Origin of the sequence: Methylophaga thiooxydans DMS010 (assembly GCF_000156355.1) — a bacterium.
Lineage (GTDB): Bacteria > Pseudomonadota > Gammaproteobacteria > Nitrosococcales > Methylophagaceae > Methylophaga > Methylophaga thiooxydans.
This window is the reverse complement of the sequence record NZ_GG657884.1, coordinates 25,874-43,921: the sequence shown is the minus strand read 5'-3', so window position 1 is coordinate 43,921 and position 18,048 is coordinate 25,874. Positions and strand designations below refer to the sequence as shown.

Annotated in this window: 28 protein-coding genes and 1 pseudogene; all 29 read left to right on the top strand. The window is 47.9% G+C overall.

All coding sequences use genetic code 11. The features are described from left to right. Window positions 1–55 precede the first annotated feature (55 nt). A pseudogene (locus MDMS009_RS16655) lies at window positions 56–391 on the top strand (DNA-binding protein); the annotation flags it as partial. A gap of 45 nt (window positions 392–436) precedes the next feature. Further along, window positions 437–2,206: a transposase domain-containing protein gene (locus MDMS009_RS01925; protein WP_237700450.1), complete on the top strand. Its 1,770-nt coding sequence runs from the start codon at window positions 437–439 to the stop codon at window positions 2,204–2,206. Between the two features lie 22 nt (window positions 2,207–2,228). Continuing rightward, window positions 2,229–2,993 (top strand): AAA family ATPase, encoded by a 765-nt coding sequence (locus MDMS009_RS01920; protein ID WP_008290142.1) that lies wholly within the window; start codon window positions 2,229–2,231, stop codon window positions 2,991–2,993. Continuing rightward, entirely contained in the window at window positions 2,990–3,601 is a 612-nt protein-coding gene (locus MDMS009_RS01915; protein WP_008290358.1) for a hypothetical protein, read from the top strand. Before MDMS009_RS01920 ends, MDMS009_RS01915 begins: the two co-directional genes overlap by 4 nt. Beyond that, complete coding sequence (locus tag MDMS009_RS01910; protein WP_008290147.1) at window positions 3,601–3,822, top strand: hypothetical protein; 222 nt, start codon at window positions 3,601–3,603, stop codon at window positions 3,820–3,822. The genes MDMS009_RS01915 and MDMS009_RS01910 overlap by 1 nt, the downstream gene beginning before the upstream one ends. Then, window positions 3,822–4,001, top strand: a complete 180-nt coding sequence (csrA, locus tag MDMS009_RS01905; protein WP_043887800.1) for a carbon storage regulator CsrA — start codon at window positions 3,822–3,824, stop codon at window positions 3,999–4,001. Before MDMS009_RS01910 ends, csrA begins: the two co-directional genes overlap by 1 nt. Then, window positions 3,998–4,330, top strand: coding sequence for a hypothetical protein (locus MDMS009_RS01900; RefSeq protein WP_043887799.1), 333 nt, complete (start codon window positions 3,998–4,000; stop codon window positions 4,328–4,330). Before csrA ends, MDMS009_RS01900 begins: the two co-directional genes overlap by 4 nt. Window positions 4,331–4,332: 2 nt before the next feature. Further along, window positions 4,333–4,602 (top strand): hypothetical protein, encoded by a 270-nt coding sequence (locus tag MDMS009_RS01895; RefSeq protein WP_008290127.1) that lies wholly within the window; start codon window positions 4,333–4,335, stop codon window positions 4,600–4,602. A gap of 13 nt (window positions 4,603–4,615) precedes the next feature. After that, window positions 4,616–5,233, top strand: coding sequence for a DUF3164 family protein (locus MDMS009_RS01890; RefSeq protein ID WP_008290166.1), 618 nt, complete (start codon window positions 4,616–4,618; stop codon window positions 5,231–5,233). An 8-nt stretch (window positions 5,234–5,241) separates the two neighbouring features. After that, window positions 5,242–5,466, top strand: a complete 225-nt coding sequence (locus tag MDMS009_RS01885) for a hypothetical protein (RefSeq protein WP_008290122.1) — start codon at window positions 5,242–5,244, stop codon at window positions 5,464–5,466. A 362-nt stretch (window positions 5,467–5,828) separates the two neighbouring features. Next, window positions 5,829–6,380 (top strand): HD domain-containing protein, encoded by a 552-nt coding sequence (locus tag MDMS009_RS01880; RefSeq protein WP_237700449.1) that lies wholly within the window; start codon window positions 5,829–5,831, stop codon window positions 6,378–6,380. Next, window positions 6,377–6,985: a regulatory protein GemA gene (locus tag MDMS009_RS01875; RefSeq protein ID WP_008290168.1), complete on the top strand. Its 609-nt coding sequence runs from the start codon at window positions 6,377–6,379 to the stop codon at window positions 6,983–6,985. The genes MDMS009_RS01880 and MDMS009_RS01875 overlap by 4 nt, the downstream gene beginning before the upstream one ends. Window positions 6,986–7,001: 16 nt before the next feature. After that, a complete protein-coding gene (locus tag MDMS009_RS01870) occupies window positions 7,002–7,376 on the top strand; it encodes a hypothetical protein (RefSeq protein WP_008290342.1) in 375 nt (124 codons plus the stop codon). Next, on the top strand, window positions 7,376–8,284 hold the full coding sequence (locus MDMS009_RS01865) for an AAA family ATPase (RefSeq protein ID WP_008290124.1): 909 nt from the start codon (window positions 7,376–7,378) through the stop codon (window positions 8,282–8,284). Before MDMS009_RS01870 ends, MDMS009_RS01865 begins: the two co-directional genes overlap by 1 nt. A 75-nt stretch (window positions 8,285–8,359) precedes the next feature. After that, window positions 8,360–8,680: a hypothetical protein gene (locus MDMS009_RS01860; RefSeq protein WP_043887798.1), complete on the top strand. Its 321-nt coding sequence runs from the start codon at window positions 8,360–8,362 to the stop codon at window positions 8,678–8,680. A 168-nt stretch (window positions 8,681–8,848) separates the two neighbouring features. Beyond that, a complete protein-coding gene (locus MDMS009_RS01855) occupies window positions 8,849–9,394 on the top strand; it encodes a glycoside hydrolase family 108 protein (protein ID WP_008290134.1) in 546 nt (181 codons plus the stop codon). Beyond that, entirely contained in the window at window positions 9,381–9,959 is a 579-nt protein-coding gene (locus MDMS009_RS01850) for a 3TM-type holin (protein ID WP_008290135.1), read from the top strand. The genes MDMS009_RS01855 and MDMS009_RS01850 overlap by 14 nt, the downstream gene beginning before the upstream one ends. A gap of 2 nt (window positions 9,960–9,961) precedes the next feature. Next, on the top strand, window positions 9,962–10,189 hold the full coding sequence (locus MDMS009_RS01845; protein ID WP_081443580.1) for a TraR/DksA family transcriptional regulator: 228 nt from the start codon (window positions 9,962–9,964) through the stop codon (window positions 10,187–10,189). Beyond that, window positions 10,190–10,525, top strand: coding sequence for a DUF2730 family protein (locus MDMS009_RS01840; protein WP_008290353.1), 336 nt, complete (start codon window positions 10,190–10,192; stop codon window positions 10,523–10,525). Further along, window positions 10,522–10,812 (top strand): VpaChn25_0724 family phage protein, encoded by a 291-nt coding sequence (locus MDMS009_RS01835; RefSeq protein ID WP_008290323.1) that lies wholly within the window; start codon window positions 10,522–10,524, stop codon window positions 10,810–10,812. Before MDMS009_RS01840 ends, MDMS009_RS01835 begins: the two co-directional genes overlap by 4 nt. Continuing rightward, window positions 10,809–10,982, top strand: coding sequence for a hypothetical protein (locus tag MDMS009_RS16195; RefSeq protein WP_008290347.1), 174 nt, complete (start codon window positions 10,809–10,811; stop codon window positions 10,980–10,982). The genes MDMS009_RS01835 and MDMS009_RS16195 overlap by 4 nt, the downstream gene beginning before the upstream one ends. Continuing rightward, window positions 10,982–11,530: a DUF3486 family protein gene (locus MDMS009_RS01830; RefSeq protein ID WP_008290117.1), complete on the top strand. Its 549-nt coding sequence runs from the start codon at window positions 10,982–10,984 to the stop codon at window positions 11,528–11,530. The genes MDMS009_RS16195 and MDMS009_RS01830 overlap by 1 nt, the downstream gene beginning before the upstream one ends. 3 nt (window positions 11,531–11,533) lie before the next feature. After that, window positions 11,534–13,060, top strand: a complete 1,527-nt coding sequence (locus tag MDMS009_RS01825) for a terminase large subunit domain-containing protein (protein WP_008290169.1) — start codon at window positions 11,534–11,536, stop codon at window positions 13,058–13,060. Between the two features lie 2 nt (window positions 13,061–13,062). After that, a complete protein-coding gene (locus MDMS009_RS01820; protein WP_008290130.1) occupies window positions 13,063–14,628 on the top strand; it encodes a DUF935 domain-containing protein in 1,566 nt (521 codons plus the stop codon). Next, complete coding sequence (locus tag MDMS009_RS01815; protein ID WP_008290712.1) at window positions 14,621–14,917, top strand: Gp49 family protein; 297 nt, start codon at window positions 14,621–14,623, stop codon at window positions 14,915–14,917. Before MDMS009_RS01820 ends, MDMS009_RS01815 begins: the two co-directional genes overlap by 8 nt. Next, window positions 14,918–16,135: a PBECR2 nuclease fold domain-containing protein gene (locus MDMS009_RS01810; RefSeq protein WP_008290145.1), complete on the top strand. Its 1,218-nt coding sequence runs from the start codon at window positions 14,918–14,920 to the stop codon at window positions 16,133–16,135. Between the two features lie 96 nt (window positions 16,136–16,231). Next, complete coding sequence (locus tag MDMS009_RS01805; RefSeq protein ID WP_008290150.1) at window positions 16,232–16,681, top strand: phage virion morphogenesis protein; 450 nt, start codon at window positions 16,232–16,234, stop codon at window positions 16,679–16,681. A 230-nt stretch (window positions 16,682–16,911) separates the two neighbouring features. Then, window positions 16,912–17,364 carry a hypothetical protein gene (locus MDMS009_RS01800; protein WP_154646946.1) on the top strand — a complete coding sequence of 151 codons (453 nt, stop codon included), beginning with the start codon at window positions 16,912–16,914 and terminating at the stop codon, window positions 17,362–17,364. Further along, window positions 17,364–17,942 (top strand): hypothetical protein, encoded by a 579-nt coding sequence (locus MDMS009_RS01795; RefSeq protein WP_008290118.1) that lies wholly within the window; start codon window positions 17,364–17,366, stop codon window positions 17,940–17,942. Before MDMS009_RS01800 ends, MDMS009_RS01795 begins: the two co-directional genes overlap by 1 nt. Window positions 17,943–18,048: the final 106 nt, after the last annotated feature.

The window sequence follows — 18,048 nt, the reverse complement described above, 5'->3', positions numbered from 1 at the left end:
GGGCGGTGAAGATGACTGAACAAACAGGGAATGGTTCACAGCAACTGAATTAGCAAACAAACCAGGTCTTCCAAAGTACAAGCGTGGCGTTAATCAGCAGGCCTCAAAACAAGGCTGGAATACAAGGCAAGTAAAAGTAAGAGGTGGATCAGCAAATGAATACCACCTTTCCAGCCTGCCAGTAGAAACTCAGGCCGCGTTGATAAAACAACACCTGCCGACCCCAGTTAAGAGCAGCTCGGAAAGCACTGAATTTAGCTACGATCCTCAAGCATTATGGCAGCACTATGACAACAAGCCACAAAAACAAAAGGACGCAGCTCAGAACAAACTCAACCTGCTTTTGCAGGTCATGGCTCTGACAGAAAACGGTGGCGCCACACTTAAGAATGCCTTCTTACTGGTGGCTGATCAAAACGACATTAGTGAACGCACCATGCAAGGCTGGTATCACGGTACCAAGAGCAAGAAAGGGGTGAAATTCTATGCTCGTCAAGACTGGTTAGCCGCGCTGGTACCCGGCTTTGTTGGCCGAACGGTCACAGCAGATATGGATACTGAGGCTTGGGAATTTTACAAAGCCGATTACCTTCGCCTGGAGCAGCCAGAGTTCGAAGCCTGTTACTACCGACTACAACGTACTGCAGCCGAACAAGGCTGGAAAATCCCCAGCAAAAAAACACTGGAACGTCGCATCAAAGCCATACCGCTGGCAACCCGCGTTTATCTACGTGAAGGTGAAGCCGGTTTGATCAAACTGTTTCCTGCCCAACAGCGAACAGTCCAAGAGCTACATGCGCTTGAGTGGATCAATGGTGATGGCTACCAACACAACGTGTTTGTTCTATTGCCAAATGGCGATGTAACGCGCATGAAAACGTGGTTCTGGCAGGACGTCTACAGCCGCAAAATACTGGCTTACCGCGTCGATGAATCAGAAAACACCGACTCAATCCGAGCCAGTTTTGGCGATGTTGTGGATCAGTTCGGCATACCCGAACACGTCACTATTGATAACACCCGCGCTGCAGCCAATAAATGGATGACCGGTGGCGTTAAAAACCGCTATCGCTTCACCGTAAAAGAAGATGATCCACTCGGCCTATTCCCTACGCTCGGTATCAAAGTGCACTGGACATCAGTGATTGGCGGCAAAGGACACGGTCAGGCTAAACCTGTCGAACGTGCCTTTGGTGTTGGTGGTCTTGGTGAATATCTGGACAAGCATCCTAAGTTTGAAGGTGCCTATACCGGCCCAAACCCAATGGCCAAGCCAGAAAACTACGCCAAAAAAGCGGTACCCATTGAAACGTTCCTAGCAGTACTGGAACAAGAAATCATTGCTTGGAATGCCAAACCGGCTCGACGCACTGAAATCTGCAACGGCACAAAAAGTTTTGATCAAGCTTTCACCGAAAGCTATCAAACCGCCGTTATCAAAACAGCTAACCAAGAACAACGTCGCATGTGGCTGCTGATGGCTGAAGCCATCAAAGTGCAGAAAGATGGATCATTTAATCTTGATGCCGGATCAGCCACAGGACAAGGCAAAAACCGCTACCACGCGCCAGCGTTGCTCGACTTTGCAGGCCAGAAGATTACCGTTCGTTTTGACCCTCAAGCGCTGCATGAAATCGTCTATGCCTACACCTTAGATAATCGCTATATCGGTGAGGCGCAATGTATTGAAGCTACTGGGTTTGGTGATACTGAAGCGGCTCGAAGCTTCAACAAGCATCGCACTCGCTTTATCAAGGCCACCAAGCTGGCAGCGAAAGCCGAAGTCGCGATGGATGCAATGGAAGTGGCAAGTCGCCTGCCTTTGCAGCCACAGCCTGAAGTCGCCAACCCGAAAGTGGTCAGACCACTTCGCCCAGCGCCAGAACTAGGCCGACACATACCGCAGCCACAACTAACTGACGAACAAAAACAGGATCTGGCTACATTCCAAGCCGAGTTCCAACAGCCACAAGAGCCTGCAGCACAAATCATAAGAAATGATGACCCCAGAGCGCGCTACAAGCGTTGGGTCAATTTAGACCGTCGGTTGCGAGAAGGGAGTCAACTCTCAGCAGCTGATCAGAAATTCTGGGCGATGTACCAGAAAGGCGATGAGTTCCGCTTTATGAGCGAGTTCAGCGCTGACTTTGAGAGCTTCGACGAACTGTCGAGGCATAAAAAAACAAACCCGCTGGCAGGCGGGTAAGTAAAACGTGATGAGGTAAATAATGACAACAAATCAAAACGTGGTCAACTTGGGAGACAGAGTCGAAGCCTCTGTCACCACGGCACCACTGAAAAACGTCATGCTCTGTACACGATTGCTGGAACAAGCGATGAATCGCCCAGCACATCTACCAGGTATGGTCACTTTCTTTGGCCCGAGTGGCTGGGGTAAATCGTTTGCTGCAGCTTATGCAGCGAATAAATACCGCGCTTACTACGTTGAATGCAAAAGCACCTGGACAAAAAAAGCGCTGCTCCTTTCCATTCTCAAAGAAATGGGCATCCAGCCAGATAAGACCAACTATGACATGGTCGAGCAAATCAGTCAGCAGCTGGCGCTGAGTGGTCTGCCGCTCATCATCGATGAGATGGATCACATCGTCGAAAAGAAAGCCGTCGAAGTAGTGCGTGACATTTATGAAGGATCAAACGCTGCCATCCTGCTGATCGGTGAAGAGAAGCTCCCGACCAAGCTGCTCAAGTGGGAACGGTTCCACAATCGAATGCTGGCTTGGCAAGGCGCTCAACCTGCCGATCTGGAAGACACACGACAACTGTCCCAACTTTACTGCCCGGACATCACCATTGCTGATGACCTGCTCGAACGCATCCAGCGTGAAAGCATGGGCGTCGCCCGTCGAATCTGCGTCAATCTCAACCAAGTTCAGCAAGCCGCCTACTCAGCTGGTACCGACCAAATCGACGTCAAACTCTGGGGTAACCGTCCCCTCTATACCGGCGACGCACCCAGGAGGAAGGTTAAATGACACAGCCTGTTCATATCACAAGAGCAAACGGCAAGCTGTCAGGTAGAGATGCCTGCTGGCAAGCCATACGTGAATTGAAAGTGTTTTCTTTACTTGACCTGGAAGCACACACCAGTGATCACAAACAGCTGAATGAAGTGAATCGCCGAACAGCCAGAACCTACGTGATAGGGCTGGAAGGTGCTGGCTATCTGGAACGCACCACCAAGCGCATGGGCGGTGCCATTGTCTGGAGGCTGACTCGTGATGTCGGTGTGAATGCACCTCGCGTCAACCGCAAAGGTGACCACGTCACTGGTGGCGAGAGCCGTGAACAGATGTGGCGAACCATGCGAATTCTGAGTGATTTCAGTTGGCGTGATTTGGTGGCATCAGCCTCTACGGAAGAAACACCTATCGAACCGAACACTGCCAAGGATTACATCACCTTTCTGGCTAAGGCGAATTATCTCAAAGAGATAATCCCAGCCAACCATGGTGGTGGTCTGGCGCGATACAAACTATTACCCGCGATGAATACCGGTCCAAAGCCGCCGATGATTCAACGCATTAAACAAGTCTTTGATCCCAATTTAAACAAGGTCGTATGGCCAAAGGATGGTGAGTAATGGATGAAGCGACAGTAGACGTAATTCAACAATTAATGGCATGGCACCAGAAACGAGTTGATGAATTGCAGCTGATAGTGGATCAAAAAGGTGCCTCTATCAAAATCGGTGAAGAGATTGAAATAACCGATCCGGAGGTGCTCAAAGGCGTTCATTTAGGCGTGAAGATTAGTTTGTCACTGCTTGGCAAGTTACCCATTTCATTAAAGGAAGGTGAGTAATGCTGATTTTAACAAGACGTGTGGGCGAAGCCCTGATTATCGGTGATGACGTTGTCGTGAATGTGCTTGGTACCAAAGGTAATCAAGTCCGGATCGGGGTTGAAGCCCCAAAAGATGTCTCTGTTCATCGTGAAGAAATTTATAACCGCATTCAGAAAGAAAAGGATGACAACAAATGAGCGACTGGAAACAAGTACTCAAAACCGAATGTGAGAAAACATCACAAGCCAAGGTGGCCGCTGTTCTCAGACAGAATGATGGCTTTCCTTCACCAACCGTGATTAACCAGGTCATCAAGAGTAAATACCCCGGCAGAACTGACCGACTGCAAGCACTCATTGAAGGCAAGTTTATGTCCGGCAGTGTGCAATGCCCGGTGGTTGGTGCTATCCCCAGCGACCAATGCATTGAATACCAAAGCCGCCCGTATGCAGCAACAAACCCGACACGCATTCAACTTTATAGAGCCTGCCGTGGCGGCTGTGAACACAGCAAAATTGGAGCCTAATCATGAACAAGAATTTGGGTAACGACATCATCAGCAAAAAAGTAGAAGACGTTCGCCACTGCTTAGCAGAACTAGCACGACGTGGCCTCACCATTACCGATATCAACATCGGTGAAGCCAGAAAGCCGACCATCACCATCGTCGGCTACAACGACAGTCCAGGTGGACTTAAGGGCGGCACAAAAACCCGCATTAAAACCGGCCTACGTCGTCTCGAAACCTACGCCACAGAAGTCAGCGGCTGCCAGGTGCAGTGGAAAGTTGTGGCTTAAACAGGAGTAACCCATGAATACAGCTATCAATACAGAGCAACACAAGGTGAACGCACAAGGTCACCTTGTACCCATTAGCAAAATCAAACAAATCGATCTGGATCGTGATGATCTTATCGAAGAACTGTTTGGTAAGGCCGAGTTGCTGCGAGAGCAGATGGTCGCCTTCAAAGCTCAGGCGATGAATGACGTTTATGCCTTCGTCGAGCTTGTTGCAGAAAAATACGATGCCAAGCTCGGTGGCAAAAAAGGCAATATCAGCCTCACCAGCTATGACGGTAAACGCCAGATTCGCATTCAAATGGCCGAGCTGTTGCACTTCGATGAGCGTGCTGAAGCAGCTAAATCCCTGATTGATGAATGCATTCAAGAATGGTCAGAAGGCAGCAACGACAATATCAAAGCCCTGGTCGATCACGCCTTCAAAACCAACACTGAAGGCCAGCTTAGTGCTGCCCGAATCCTCGGACTGCTGCGGCTGGAGATTGACGATCACAAATGGAAGCAAGCCATGGAGGCGCTGAAAGATTCGATGCAAATCACTGGCTCCAGCGCCTATGTGCGTTTCTATTACCGCCCGACCACCGAGAGCAAGTTTCAGAATCTGGCTCTCGATATGGCTGCTCTGTGAGGTCTTCTATGGAAATGATTGTATTCGAAGACAGGGGCCAGGACTTTCTGGAGTGGGACATCGATGAAGATGGCGTCGTTGTTGATTCAAGACCATTTCAGGCTGGTATCTGGAGTGGCACGTTTGTATCAGACATAAAAGTTGGTGAGCGACCAACCGTCACCAGTCCCCGTGATGGGGTTCAACGACAGTTGAAGTATCGCGTCATCGATATTCAGCCTAAATCCGCTTAACCAACGGCGCGTCAGCAGACAGGTGGTGCCAGCAAAAAACTAACAGACTGCAGCTGAGACGGTGGGTTTTATAACCTTTCTCCCCGCCGGGCAACGCCGACTGATCCACGAGACGGATTACTTAGCCCCTTCGTTGGGGTTAAGGCAGTGAAAAATCCGGGAGATGATATGGATGAATTAAGGAACCCAATCTGTTTTGCACGTTGCATCTGGCGGTCGCTTAGTCGTGGTCGGTATATATCTGGTCACAAGTACAAAACAGCAAAAGAGGTTACACCGGAAAACATTCATATCCTCCGCTGTAAACATTGTGGCCATAACTCCATTGCATGGAGCTGGGGATCGTTAGAGGAATCCAAATAATGAACATGAAAGAAGCAAGCGAGATGCGACCAGACATACTCACTATCAGTGGTGAATACTTTAACTTTATGTGTCCTGAAGAGTCTGAGTTCGACATTTACGTTGCCGCTCATGGCCTATCAAACATTTGCCGCTTCGCTGGCCACACTAATAAGTTCTACAGCGTAGCCCAACATTCGGTTTATGTGTCTGAAATTGTACCGCCTGAAATGGCTTTGCACGGACTGCTGCATGATGCCGCAGAGGCGTTTGTTGGTGATGTGGCCAGACCACTGAAAAACCTCTTGCCCGATTATCGTGAAATAGAGAAGCGTGTTGAAAAAGCCGTGTTAGGCCGTTTTGGGTTAGACGCTGAGATGCCTGCAGAAGTGAAGCACGCAGACTTGGTCTTGTTAGCCACAGAGCAGCGTGACTTGATGGCACCACACGATGATGAATGGCCGTTAATTAAAGATATTGAGCCATTAAAAAAAGCCATTGAACCAGTGTCTCCCAGCACAGCGTTTTTAATGTTTGTTGGCCGTTATCTACAAATCGTGGGGCAGCTATGAGTTCAAGACAAAAGCTAATCCAGCTTGTTCATATCGGCGCTAGCCGCTTGTTTAAGGACGAAGAAGCTCGTCGCACATGGCAAGGAGACCATACCGGTGAACGTTCGTGCAGCAAGATGACGGACAAAGAATTGAAACATTTAGTCAATTTGCTACGTGATGCCAAAGCGATTAAACCACCTAAACGCGCAGGCAGAAAGCCATTCAATCGCAGCCCGTATATGGCAAAAATTGAAGCCTTACTGACCGATATGCAACTCAGTTGGGAATACGCTGAAACCATAGCCTGGCACGTCACCGGTGGTAAAGGCCATGCAACAACAGGCCGTCCTGGTATTGAACGTCTGGAGTGGGTGCACAAGCGTCAGCAGTTTGAAGCGATCATTGCCGCGTTATATCAGGAACAGAAAAAACGCAGCCTGCTGCAAACCGTTGAGTACCTACTGGATGCCATGAACCTGAGCGAAAGCTATGTCGAGAAGCTGGTAGCACGCCGTGCGAATGCCAGCAAGTGGCGTCGTAATGTGCCGCTACTCAATGCCATCGTCGATCACCTTAATGACAAAGTCGCGTTTGAACGTGCCACTCAAGTAGCGCTGCCATAAGCAAGGTACCGAGCCAGTGAATTTACCTGATTATTTACCACCTGTAGCCAGAGAGATAGCCGATGTGATCGGTCTTGATGGACTGTTGCGTCTGGTGAAACAGTTCGGTGGTGTCACTATTCGAGTGCCGGGGCAAGGTGACCTAAAGCAAGTGCTTAGTCCAGATCAATACAAACAGTTCGTGCATACCTTCCGTAATGAGAAAATCGCCATCCCCAAGCTTCAAGCAAGGCTATACCAAGTGGATCTGGCAGAGACAAGCCGTCTGCTTGATCAAGGCTTTACCAAAGCAGAAGTCGCCCGGACACAAAAAATTACTGAACGCGCTGTCTACAAACGCCAGGCTAAACAGCGTCAACTTGAAAATGACAAACAACAGGATCTCTTTTAATGTTCGATTTTATCAATCCACTCACAACTGATGACTTCAACGATAGTGTTGAGTTTTTATACCCTAATTTTTTGCCTAAAAAACAAATCACTATGATCTATGCCGATGGCGGCATGGGTAAAAGCTGGTTGCTTTTCGGGCTGGCAAAATATGCCACTGAACACAACAGTGGTAGTGAGCAAGGCGCGATGAATGTGCTGTACATCGATGTCGATAACCCCATCAGTGTGCTGAAAGAGCGTGGCATCGAACATAAACTGATCGAAGCCTGCCCGAATCTAACCTACTCGCACCGCAGTAAGTTCAATGGTGAGCCACTCGAACTGCTGGATGAGCTTGAAAACAGAGCCTATGGCAACGCGTTTAAAAACATGCTGCTGATGCTGGACAGTCTCAGAGACTTTGGTGATATCAATAATGACCTGACAGCCATGCGGATCGGCAACAAGCTGAAAAAGATACGTGACGCCGGTGCCACCATTATTGTGTTGCATCACTCCACCAAGAACGGCAGCAACTATCAAGGATCAAACAACCTACGTAACAGCGTCGATAATATGTACCGTCTTATCAAAGCGGACTCGCCCGAAGGTGAAATTCGCTGGCTGCTCGAAGTTAAAAAAGAACGTGCTGCCATTGCCAATATCGCACTAAGAATAGAAGTGGCAGATCTGTTTTTAACCGAACTGGATCTCGACGAAGTCACACTCAACGATGAAGAAAGAGCGTTTATCGACAAGGTAAAAACCGTGCTGAAGGAGCAAGGTAGTTTGAATAAAACCAAGCTACTGGACGCCTGCGGTCACAAAAAAGATGATAAAACCGCCCGTGATAGACTAGATCGCTTTGACCGTATTCACTGGCAATCTGAGAAAATAAAAGGTGCTTACACCTATAGTTTGGTTTAACAACCACTACAACGCGAACAACCTATCTGCTAAGTTGTAGCGGTTGTATCGGTTGTTGATAAAAGGAACTTAAAAATGAAAAAACTCGCTTTTTGTATCTATGCGCTACTACTTTCTTCATCAGTTTTTGCAGCCGATGACTCACTCTTCCAGCCATGGTGTGATGCTTTCACTGCTCAGGGTATGGTGAGTTTGGCAGCGAATCGCATTTATGGCAGCCCCAGTACATTGAATGATGAGCAGTATGAGTCGCGTAGTAACTGGGTAAATAATAGCTACCGAATGGCAGCTGAGAGATTTGCAGCCCGTTCCGGGCAGAGTTTTGAAAAAGTAGATATGGATGCAATGTCAAACGGTTGGGTTCAACGGTGTCAGCTGAAAGACCAAGTCCAATGAATCTTATAGGTAAATTTCCAGCTTGGTTATAACTTCCAGCCAGTCTGAAAAAAATAACTCAAGATTGCCCAGACTTCTAAAACCTGCTTAACTAAATTGTAGTAACACCCCAGCGCCCTGAACTCATTCAGGGCGTTTTTGTTTGTGCCAGAAAGCATCATGCAACCCATGGACACAAACAAAACCTACCCAGAACTTTTCCTCAAAGCAGTCAATCATGTCTTGAAGATTGAAGGCGGCTATGTGGATGATCCAAACGATGCCGGTGGCGAAACCAACTACGGCATCAGCAAGCGTCAATACCCCCATCTTAATATCAGACTGCTGACATTAGATGATGCCATTGCACTCTATTTCCGTGACTACTGGCAAGCCTATGGCTGTGGCGATTTGCCACCAGTCATTGGTTGTTTCTTGTTTGACTCGGTAGTAAACCACCGGCCCAAAACAGCAATCAAATTCCTTCAATGCGCTTATCGCGTGGAAGTAGATGGTGTGATCGGTGATGAAACGCTTGGCGCTATCAGACGTTTCGCTAATAACGAAGACTACCTTACTAACAAGCTCACTCTCAGCCTTGCCTATCGGGCTGACTTCTATCATGACCTCGCCGTTGAAAACCCATCACAAGAACGCTTCATTATGGGCTGGATGCGCCGTCTGTTTGTGTTGCAGCAATTTATCAATACAGAGGTGACTCATGGAGCCGATTAGCATTGCTTTAGGATTAGCGCAATTCGTGCCGGGGCTAACCCGGCTTTTAATGGGGGATAGGGCTGGTAACGTCGCTGATAAGGTTGTTAAAGCAGCCAATGCAGTAACGGGCGCAGGTAACGCTGATGAAGCCTTAGCCAAAATAAAGCATGATCCAGAGCTTCAACTAAAACTGCAAAAAGAAATGAACGTTATCGTTCTCGCCGAACTAGAAGCCGAGAACAAGCAGTTGGCCACCATCAACGCCACCATGCGAACCGAGTACACCTCTGGCGATTCATTCGTCCGTCGCTGGAGACCTTTCTTCGGTTACACCATTGCCGTGACATGGTTTGTACAAATGTCTGCTTTGGGCATTGTGATCGTTATTTCACCGAATGACGCTCCTGCTGTTATCAATGCCATGGTCAACCTATCTGGTATGTGGGCAATCGCGCTTGCTGTGCTGGGTGTCTCAGTGAAAAAGCGTTCTGATGATAAACAAGTGTCAGCCGGACAAACGCCACCTCCGGGCGTATTTCAGAATCTATCTACTCTTTTAAGCCGTAACAAGGAAAGTAAATAAGCATGGTGGACGTGTTCGACCGCGCCCAGGAGCGCGAACAAAAAGACAGGGATATCGCGATTCAGACGGTGCTTCGAAGTAGCAGAGAAACAGAACAACCTGATGAAGAAAACGGTATTCGCTATTGCTTGGATTGTGGTGAGCCGATTCCAAATAAAAGACTGGAAGCAAGACCAGACGCGGTGCGCTGTGTGGACTGTCAAAACATTAAGGCTAAGCGGGAGCGATAAATGGAATTAGATTACACCGCATACAGGTTTTGGTTTGATGTGTTTCTGGCTTTTTTGTTTGCAGGTAATTGGGTTTACACCTGGCTAATCAATCGCCATCGCGTGAATAAAACAGAGATTAAAGAAGTGAGCCAGCAGATAGTTAAAGTAGTTAGCCGAATGGATATCGTTGAAGAGCGAATGAATGGTGCACCAACGCATACCGACCTTAGCAATATCTACAATCGCATGAATGGAATGAGTGAAAACATCAGCGAAATGACTGGCTCTTTGAAAGCCATGACAACCCAGCTAACGCTAATCAATGACTATCTGTTACGAGGAGATAAGCGGTGAGCTTTAATCAAATACTCACAGAATCTATTCGTCTTGCCTTATTGCAGGCATTGGAGCAAGACCCTGGCTACTCGCATAACGAAAACATCTTGCAAATGATTTTGGCCAGTGTTGGTCATGATGTGTCTGCTGATCGTGTTCGTACCGAATTGCGCTGGCTGGAAGAGCAAGGTCTGCTGGCGATTACAACGGTTGGTGAATTGTTGATTGCCAAGGTGACTCAGCGTGGCGTCGATGTTGCGCTGGGGCGGAGCCGAATTGATGGTATTGGGAGAGCGCGACCATGATTAGAAAATTAAAGAACTGGCTGTTACAGCAAGATATAAAGAGCTTCGGCAAAGAAGTGTTAAAGAGTGTGGTTATTTTTTGCTACATCATTGCCGCTGGTTATTTCTTTGGTGTTGGGATGTCACATTCTTATTCACCCATCACCATCAGCGTAGAGACGACTGAATAATGGCTCGCGCCTCATCCATTGAGCAATTGCCAGCCGATATTCTGGAGCAGCTGCAAACCCTGTTGCGAGATCCGCGAGTCTCACAACTGGATGCCACAGCACAAATCAATGCCATCCTTGAACAGCTCGGCACTGATGATCGCGTCAGCAAGTCTGCGGTCAATCGATATGCCGTCAAGATGAAAGATGTCGGAGCCAAACTACAGCAATCACGCGAACTGGCCAGCATGTGGATCGGCAAGCTGGGCGCTGCACCGCAAGGCCAGGTTGGTAAGTTAGTCAATGAAATCATCCGCACGATGGCGTTTGATTCAGCAATGCATATGGCTGAAGGTGATACCCCTGTAGAGCCAAAAATGCTGGCTCAATTGGCACTCGCTGTTCAGCGACTGGAGTCAGCGGCCAATATGAATGAAGAGCGAGAGAAAGCCATCAGAGCCGAAGCCGCTAACGAAGCTGCAGCGACAGCTGAAAAGTCTATGGTCAGCCAAGGCATGAGCCAAAAAGCAATTGATTCAATCAAGACAGAAATACTGGGGCTGGGTTAAGCGATGGGCGCTGCTTTAGCCATATACAAAGATTACGATCCGAATGATGTCCTGCTGCCATATCAAAAGAACTGGATGGCAGATGACAGTATTCTTAAGCTTGCTGAAAAGTCACGACGTACAGGTTTAACTTGGGCTGAAGCAGCCGATCAAGTATTAGCCGCCTCATCGTCAAAGGCTGCGGGCGGTACCAACTGCTACTACGTTGGTTCTAATAAAGAGATGGCCGTAGAGTTTATTGATGCTTGTTCGATGTGGGCTAAGTCATTCAATAAGGCTGCCTCAGCCATTGAAGAGGAAATCTTTGAAGATGAAGACAAAGATATTCTCACCTTCACTATTCGCTTTGCCAGCGGCTTTAAGATTCAGGCACTCAGCTCACGACCCAGCAATATGCGTGGTCGTCAGGGTAATGTCTGCATTGATGAGGCGGCATTCCATGATGCACTTGATGAGCTTTTAAAAGCTGCGTTAGCTCTGACGATGTGGGGCAGCAAAATTCGAATCATCTCTACGCATAATGGCGTAGAAAACCTGTTCAATGAACTCATCGAAGACAGTCGATCTGGAAAAAAAGATTACAGCGTTCATCGAATCACACTGGATGATGCGTGTGAAATGGGTCTCTATAAACGCATCTGCCAAATTCAGAAAATTCAATGGACACAAGAAGGCGAAGACGAATGGAAAGCTGGGCTTCGTAAAAATACTGCCAGTACCGAAGATGCCGAAGAAGAATATGACTGCGTCCCCAAACAAGGCGGTGGCACCTATATCAGCCGCGCCCTACGTGAGTCCCGCATGCATGATGTGCCGGTGCTGCGCTATTCCGGTACCGCCGAGTTCAACCTGTGGCCAGAGCATCTTCGCCAGGCAGAAATGCTGGCCTGGTGTGAGGTTAATTTAAAGCCGCTTTTAGACCAGTTAAATCCCAATTTACGCCACGTTTTAGGCGAAGATTTTGGTCGCTCCGGTGACTTAACCGTGCTGACACCGATGACCATCAGTCAGCAGCTCAGGCGCGTAGTGCCATTTATGGTTGAACTGCACAACGTGCCGTTCAAGCAGCAAGAGCAGGTGCTGTTTTATATCTGTGATCGTTTGCCTCGATTCAGTGCGGCCAAGCTGGATGCCCGTGGTAATGGTCAGTATCTGGCAGAGCAAGCCAAGTACCGCTATGGCGTCAATGTGGTCGAAGAAGTGATGCTTAGCCAAAGCTGGTACCTGGATAATATGCCCAAGTTCAAAGCTGCGTTTGAGGACGACACCATTCTTATCCCGCGTGATGCCGATGTCGCAGACGATATCGGTGCGCTGCAAGTGATTAAAGGTGTACCGAAATTGCCCGATGGTAAAACCGATGCTGCCAAAAGCCGACACGGTGACGCAGCGATTAGTTTGGTCATGGCGCATGCTGCCAGCTTTGATTTGGCTTCACCGATTGAGTGGACAGCAGCCCCCAGCAAAACCGAACGCGACAACCCCGACAACGACTACAGCAGCCTGATGCAAAAAGGCGGTGGATGGTAACAATGGAACAAGTAAGAACAAGTCAAATCGTAGATGCCGCTGGTAAGCCAGTACAGGTGCGAGAAGCACTGAGTGAAGAGCAAACATCCAAGCTCGGCTTTATCAGTAAAGAGTTTGAGAACCATCCTTCAGGTGGTTTAACACCACGCAAGTTAGCCAGCATTCTGCAAGCAGCTGAACAAGGCAATCTGGTCGAACAGGCCGACCTGTTTGAAGATATGGAAGAAAAAGATGCCCATGTCTTTGCGGAAATGAGTAAGCGAAAACGGGCGTTGATGGGTGTCGATTGGGATGTGGTCGCACCGCGTAATGCCGATAAAAAAGAAGAAGCGCTTGCCGAAGAGGTCAAAGAGTGGCTGCTTGACATGGAAGACTTCGAAGATCACCTTTTCGATATCGGTGATGCGATTGGCAAAGGCTATTCGATGCTGGAACTCGGTTGGCATAAGCTGGGTAAAACGCTGTTACCAACGCTAGAGCATCAATCAGCACGCCTATTTACCATCGATGAAAATGATCGCAAAAAGATTCTGCTGCGTAACAGTGGTGGCAGAGGTGATGAATTGTGGCCGTTTGGCTGGGTAACGCATGTTCATAAAGCCAAGTCTGGCAGCATTGCCCGTGGCGGTTTGCATCGTATCCTCGCATGGCCATACCTGTTTAAAAACTACAGCATTCGGGATCTGGCCGAGTTTCTGGAAGTCTATGGCATACCAATGCGACTCGGCACTTACCCCAGCGGTGCCAGTGATGAAGAAAAAAATACCTTGCTTCGCGCCGTCATTGGTATCGGCCACAGTGCTGCAGGCATCATGCCCGATGGTATGGATGTCGATTTTAAAGAGGCCGCCAAGGGAGCCAGCGACCCATACCAGTTTATGATCAACTGGTGCGAGTCGGTTCAGTCTAAAGCGATTCTCGGTGGCACCTTAACCAGTACGGCACAAAATACCGGTCTGGGTTCTAACCTGGGTGATATCCATAATGAAGTGCGTCATGATCTGCTGGTCAGTGACGTGCGGCAAATTGCTGGCACCTTAAACCGTGACCTACTTTGGCCAATGGTTGCACTCAATATTCCCGGTGCCGATCCACGCCGTGGCCCACGTATCAAGTTCATCTCTGAGGAAGGTGAAGAACTTAACGAACGCGCCGAACGCGATAAGCTTTTGTTCGATATGGGCTACCGGCTTAACCAAGAAAAACTGACGGAGATCTATGGTGAAGGCTATGAACCGGTTCCAACTAACACCCCTGAACAAAATGATGCTGCACGCCCGAATGCCGCCGCTACCGCTGCAGCCAAAGCCGGTGATAATGAAACAGAGTTAGATGGTGTTGTGAATCAACTGGCAACACAAGCACAGTCACCGTTAGACGACCTTTATAACCGTATTAAATCCTTATTAGAGGAAGTGGATGATAACGGTGGCACGCTAGAAGACTTTCAGGATCGCCTGGTCGAAGCATTCGGTTTTCTTGACCCGGAAGAACTTGCTGACGTGATTCAAATGGCGCTGGCCACCGCTGAGCTGGCTGGGCGTTATGAGGTGTCTGAAAATGACTGAAATAGAAAATGAAATTCAAAAGAAAGAACTTAACGCTCCAAGGTTAACTCCAGATATGCTTCAGGCTGTAATCAAGTCAGAGCAGTATCACGTATTTGAAGGAAGCCAATTAACTGTCTGCTGCTTAACTTTACAAAATGGCTTTACTGTAACAGGTGAATCAGCTTGCGCTAGTCCAGAAAACTTCGACGCTGAAATAGGTGAGAAGATAGCCTATGAGAATGCCAAAAATAAAATCTGGCAACTGGAAGGTTATCTGCTGAAGCAAAAATTGCATGAAGCTGGCTAAATGAACATCAATTACGGCTCCATGCCTTTCAATAAAGCGGTTGATGCGTTTCGTGACAAGCTGAACCTGCCGACGGCATCCTGGACAGATATCTATGAGGGCCAGCATGCCCGTGCCTTTGTCATTGCCGGGGCGATGAAAGAAGACCTGCTTAACGATTTTCGTTCATCAATGGACAAAGTGATTACTGAAGGCATGAGCCTGAAGGACTTTCGCAAAGACTTTGATCAGATAGTCAGCAAGCACGGCTGGGGCTATAACGGTGGTCGCAACTGGCGCAGCCGGGTTATCTACGAGACCAATCTGTATCAAAGCCATAACGCTGGTCGATATGCCCAGATGCAGCAAGTCAAACACACTCGACCATTCTGGCAGTACATACACAATGATGCTGTCGAGCATCCACGGCCAGAGCATGTAGCCTGGGACGGATTAATCCTTGATGCCGACGACCCATTCTGGCAGACCCATTACCCCCAGAACGGCTGGGGTTGCAAGTGTCGGGTCAGAACACTCAGCAAACGCGATATGGATAAGCTCGGTAAAACTGGCCCGGATAACGCTCCTGCAGTAGAACTGGAAGATAAAGTGGTCGGTGTCCGAGGCCCGTCGCCTCGTACCGTAAGCGTACCCAAAGGTGTTGATCCGGGCTTCGCCTATAATCCAGGCAGAGCCGCTTTTGGTGAGCAGCTGGCTGATGATGTGATGGCGCAATACACAAAAACACGCACTCAGTGGACAACGCTCACACCACAAGGCTGGGCTGAAGCTGGCAGAGAACAACAGATACCTTTCACCAAGTCGCCGGTGAAGTTGGGATCACGCTTAAATAAAAAAGCAGAAGTATATGAGCAGCTGCAAAAACAAGTGGGTGAAGAGAAACTCTACACCCCCGGAGGCTTACCGTTTCTGCTCAACAGCAAGGCATTATCAGAACATATTGATCCCGCCCGTGCTGAGTTCCTGCCGTTACTGGACGACTTGCTGACCAATCCTTATGAAGTCTGGTTATCGTTCCAGCAACACAACGGCACTGGCAAAGTGGTGCTGCGCTCTCGCATTGTCAAAGCCTACGATATCGGTAAAGGCCGGTACCTGGTCGCGGTGGCCAATGTGAGAAAGGGGTTACTGGAAAGCTGGACGTTTATCCCGACATCACGCCGTAATTACCTGAACAGTCAGCGTAAGGGGTATCTGGTGTATGGGGATGAAGAATGATGGGGCCACTTTTCCTGACGCACCAGGTTGGCGGGTTTTTGATGCTATGGGCGTACGCGCCAGCATCGCAACCGATAAACATAGTATAGGTGAATAATGGCAGGCGCATCAATCAGTATCGACTATAGCTTCCCGGATAAAGCCATCGCCGCCCGGCTACGCGCCCTGGTCGATGCCGGTGAAGACTTGGAACCCGCCTTTATCGATATCGGTGAAGGTTTACTTAACAGCACCCATGATCGATGGGATCAGCAAGTCGATCCTGAAAGTAACCCATGGGAGCCACTCGATCCGAAATATCAGGCACGTAAAAAGAAAAACGCCGACAAGGTGCTGGTGCTAGAAGGATTCATGCGTGACACGCTAGCCTATAACACCAGCAGCCAGAGTATGGAAATGGGTACCAACCTTATCCAGGGCGCGACCCATCAGTTCGGTGATGAAGACCGAGGTATTCCCGCCAGGCCCTACTTGGGTGTGTCAGAAGACGATGAACAAATGATAATTGATACCCTTTACGAACACTTTCAAGATGCACTACGTTGAATCTCTGTGTGCCGTTCTAAGCTGTTTTAACTGTTGATGTGCGGTCAGTATTGGAATATAAAAGTATTAAACGATTGTGCGGGAATTTAAACGGGGTTAAGCGGTCTTTAATAGTGTTGCTATTGCTTGGATATGTAAAACTGTGACAATATGCCTTATTATGGATAACTACTAATAGGGAGTAACCCTGATGCTGATGGTTTGATTGGTGTCGGGTTTTTTTGTGCCTGATGGCAGACAAATATCAATCAAGAACAGACTTACTCGTTGAAAATGCATCGCTTCGGGGAAGTATCGCAACAATGCGAGCTGCTGAGTGGTCAAAAACTATAAGGTGGTTTATTGCTGGGTCAGCATTGGTTTTAGGGCTATATCTTTTATCGCCAGTTGCAATTTCATGGGCTGGTAAAACAACAAAAGCTGATATTGGCATTAACGCGAAAATCCACGCTGAAATTAACAAGGATGAAAAGTCAGCTGAAGAGAGTAGTTATCTAGTTGGCTTGCTCGGTGGTCTCTTTGGTGTGTTCGGGATTTTATATGGTAGAGGTCAGTCAAGACATAGAAAAAATGTGGTTGAACGCTATCAACCATATAAAGAGATGTATGAAAAAGAAGTGGACAGTAAGAGAACATCTAGTGACTTAACGCCAAGAGGCGAAACAAGACCGGAGGATGTGTGATGGATTCACAATTGAATGATTCAATATTACTGATCGCGTTATTTATTGGGATTTGGTACGCCTGGTTTGTTGAGTATAGAAGCTATTTGAACGACTCTACTCGTCAGCGCCTTTTTGATATACGTGATCAATTATTCAATGCCGCTGAAGCGGGAGAAATTGATTTTGATAATGAATTGTATTGCATTACACGCACGACTTTGAATGGGGTGATTAGATACACCCATCAGTTAAGTGCGATGCATTTTATCCTGACGTTATTTTTGGGCCGGAATGATATTAAAAATAGTCCTCAGTTAAAACGTTATCAAGAGCGTTGGGAGGATGCTTTCTTAAAAACAGAGTCAGAGCATCAAAAGAAACTGATATTAAAAGCCCAAAAAGAAATGCACCTTACTGTCTTTTATCACATTGTCAGAGGTTCACTCTTTTTAAGGGCGGTACTATATATGACGGCATTGCTCCTAATTCTAAAAAATCGCAAGATTGATAATGCTGTCACGTCAAAAAGTGTACGTAGTAAATGGACAATGCTGGATGCTGAAGCTAATTGCATAGGTCAAGCGGTTGCATCTTAACTTCTGATTGTTGCCGTTTTTATGCGTAGACGGTATCTTCAATAACAACAAATATTTAATGCCCTGAACTGTTTCAGGGCATTTTTTTTGCCCCGCATTCGTAGAG

Coding starts and splice junctions, on each gene's coding strand:
- MDMS009_RS01925 (WP_237700450.1), top strand. CDS start 437: ATGCAAGGCTGGTATCACGGTACCAAGAGCAAGAAAGGGGTGAAATTC.
- MDMS009_RS01920 (WP_008290142.1), top strand. CDS start 2,229: ATGACAACAAATCAAAACGTGGTCAACTTGGGAGACAGAGTCGAAGCC.
- MDMS009_RS01915 (WP_008290358.1), top strand. CDS start 2,990: ATGACACAGCCTGTTCATATCACAAGAGCAAACGGCAAGCTGTCAGGT.
- MDMS009_RS01910 (WP_008290147.1), top strand. CDS start 3,601: ATGGATGAAGCGACAGTAGACGTAATTCAACAATTAATGGCATGGCAC.
- csrA (WP_043887800.1), top strand. CDS start 3,822: ATGCTGATTTTAACAAGACGTGTGGGCGAAGCCCTGATTATCGGTGAT.
- MDMS009_RS01900 (WP_043887799.1), top strand. CDS start 3,998: ATGAGCGACTGGAAACAAGTACTCAAAACCGAATGTGAGAAAACATCA.
- MDMS009_RS01895 (WP_008290127.1), top strand. CDS start 4,333: ATGAACAAGAATTTGGGTAACGACATCATCAGCAAAAAAGTAGAAGAC.
- MDMS009_RS01890 (WP_008290166.1), top strand. CDS start 4,616: ATGAATACAGCTATCAATACAGAGCAACACAAGGTGAACGCACAAGGT.
- MDMS009_RS01885 (WP_008290122.1), top strand. CDS start 5,242: ATGGAAATGATTGTATTCGAAGACAGGGGCCAGGACTTTCTGGAGTGG.
- MDMS009_RS01880 (WP_237700449.1), top strand. CDS start 5,829: ATGAACATGAAAGAAGCAAGCGAGATGCGACCAGACATACTCACTATC.
- MDMS009_RS01875 (WP_008290168.1), top strand. CDS start 6,377: ATGAGTTCAAGACAAAAGCTAATCCAGCTTGTTCATATCGGCGCTAGC.
- MDMS009_RS01865 (WP_008290124.1), top strand. CDS start 7,376: ATGTTCGATTTTATCAATCCACTCACAACTGATGACTTCAACGATAGT.
- MDMS009_RS01860 (WP_043887798.1), top strand. CDS start 8,360: ATGAAAAAACTCGCTTTTTGTATCTATGCGCTACTACTTTCTTCATCA.
- MDMS009_RS01855 (WP_008290134.1), top strand. CDS start 8,849: ATGGACACAAACAAAACCTACCCAGAACTTTTCCTCAAAGCAGTCAAT.
- MDMS009_RS01850 (WP_008290135.1), top strand. CDS start 9,381: ATGGAGCCGATTAGCATTGCTTTAGGATTAGCGCAATTCGTGCCGGGG.
- MDMS009_RS01845 (WP_081443580.1), top strand. CDS start 9,962: ATGGTGGACGTGTTCGACCGCGCCCAGGAGCGCGAACAAAAAGACAGG.
- MDMS009_RS01840 (WP_008290353.1), top strand. CDS start 10,190: ATGGAATTAGATTACACCGCATACAGGTTTTGGTTTGATGTGTTTCTG.
- MDMS009_RS16195 (WP_008290347.1), top strand. CDS start 10,809: ATGATTAGAAAATTAAAGAACTGGCTGTTACAGCAAGATATAAAGAGC.
- MDMS009_RS01830 (WP_008290117.1), top strand. CDS start 10,982: ATGGCTCGCGCCTCATCCATTGAGCAATTGCCAGCCGATATTCTGGAG.
- MDMS009_RS01825 (WP_008290169.1), top strand. CDS start 11,534: ATGGGCGCTGCTTTAGCCATATACAAAGATTACGATCCGAATGATGTC.
- MDMS009_RS01820 (WP_008290130.1), top strand. CDS start 13,063: ATGGAACAAGTAAGAACAAGTCAAATCGTAGATGCCGCTGGTAAGCCA.
- MDMS009_RS01815 (WP_008290712.1), top strand. CDS start 14,621: ATGACTGAAATAGAAAATGAAATTCAAAAGAAAGAACTTAACGCTCCA.
- MDMS009_RS01810 (WP_008290145.1), top strand. CDS start 14,918: ATGAACATCAATTACGGCTCCATGCCTTTCAATAAAGCGGTTGATGCG.
- MDMS009_RS01805 (WP_008290150.1), top strand. CDS start 16,232: ATGGCAGGCGCATCAATCAGTATCGACTATAGCTTCCCGGATAAAGCC.
- MDMS009_RS01800 (WP_154646946.1), top strand. CDS start 16,912: ATGGCAGACAAATATCAATCAAGAACAGACTTACTCGTTGAAAATGCA.
- MDMS009_RS01795 (WP_008290118.1), top strand. CDS start 17,364: ATGGATTCACAATTGAATGATTCAATATTACTGATCGCGTTATTTATT.